Genomic DNA, 1481 nt, shown 5'->3' on the forward strand with positions numbered 1-1481 from the left:
AGGAAGAGAAAACAACCGTGATTCCGGGAGTAGTGGCGAGCGAAACCGGATGAGGCCAAACCGTATACGTGTGAGACCCGGCAGGGGTTGCGTATACGGGGTTGTGGGATCTCTCTTCTGTTGTCTGCCGGCAACAGGACGAGTCAGAAACCGTTGATGTAGGCGAAGGACATGCGAAAGGTCCGGCGTAGAGGGTAAGACCCCCGTAGTCGAAACGTCAGCGGCTCGTTTGAGAGACACCCAAGTAGCACGGGGCCCGAGAAATCCCGTGTGAATCTGGCGGGACCACCCGTTAAGCCTAAATATTCCCTGGTGACCGATAGCGGATAGTACCGTGAGGGAATGGTGAAAAGTACCGCGGGAGCGGAGTGAAATAGTACCTGAAACCGTGTGCCTACAAGCCGTGGGAGCGTCGGACAAGCACTTGTGCTTGTCTCGTGACTGCGTGCCTTTTGAAGAATGAGCCTGCGAGTTTGCGGTGTGTTGCGAGGTTAACCCGTGTGGGGAAGCCGTAGCGAAAGCGAGTCCGAATAGGGCGATTTAGTAGCGCGCTCAAGACCCGAAGCGGAGTGATCTAGCCATGGGCAGGTTGAAGCGGCTGTAAGAGGTCGTGGAGGACCGAACCCACCAGGGTTGAAAACCTGGGGGATGACCTGTGGTTAGGGGTGAAAGGCCAATCAAACTCCGTGATAGCTGGTTCTCCCCGAAATGCATTTAGGTGCAGCGTCGTGTGTTTCTTGCCGGAGGTAGAGCACTGGATAGGCGATGGGCCCTACCGGGTTACTGACCTTAGCCAAACTCCGAATGCCGGTAAGTGAGAGCGCGGCAGTGAGACTGTGGGGGATAAGCTCCATGGTCGAGAGGGAAACAGCCCAGAGCATCGACTAAGGCCCCTAAGCGTACGCTAAGTGGGAAAGGATGTGGAGTCGCAGAGACAACCAGGAGGTTGGCTTAGAAGCAGCCACCCTTGAAAGAGTGCGTAATAGCTCACTGGTCTAGTGATTCCGCGCCGACAATGTAGCGGGGCTCAAGCGTACCGCCGAAGTCGTGTCATTGCAGCAATAGGGCCAACGCCTGCTGTGATGGGTAGGGGAGCGTCGTGTGCCGGGTGAAGCTGCGCCGGAAGGCAGTGGTGGACGGTTCACGAGTGAGAATGCAGGCATGAGTAGCGATACATACGTGAGAAACGTGTGCGCCGATTGACTAAGGGTTCCTGGGTCAAGCTGATCTGCCCAGGGTAAGTCGGGACCTAAGGCGAGGCCGACAGGCGTAGTCGATGGATAACCGGTTGATATTCCGGTACCCGCTGTGAAGCGTCAAACATCGAATCAGGCGATGCTAAGTCCGTGAAGCCGTCCCGATCTCTTCGGAGTTGAGGGAAGTGGTGGAGCCGACGGACCAGACTTGTAGTAGGTGAGTGATGGGGTGACGCAGGAAGGTAGTCCAGCCCGGGCGGTGGTTGTCCCGGGGTAAGGGTGTAG

At 56.9% G+C, this 1481-nt stretch carries 1 rRNA gene; it reads left to right on the forward strand.

The window, feature by feature from the left end:
* Positions 1-1481 (forward strand): 23S ribosomal RNA (locus tag AB0L89_RS41035); the annotation flags it as partial.

This window comes from Streptomyces sp. NPDC052114, from assembly GCF_040680155.1.
GTDB lineage: Bacteria > Actinomycetota > Actinomycetes > Streptomycetales > Streptomycetaceae > Streptomyces.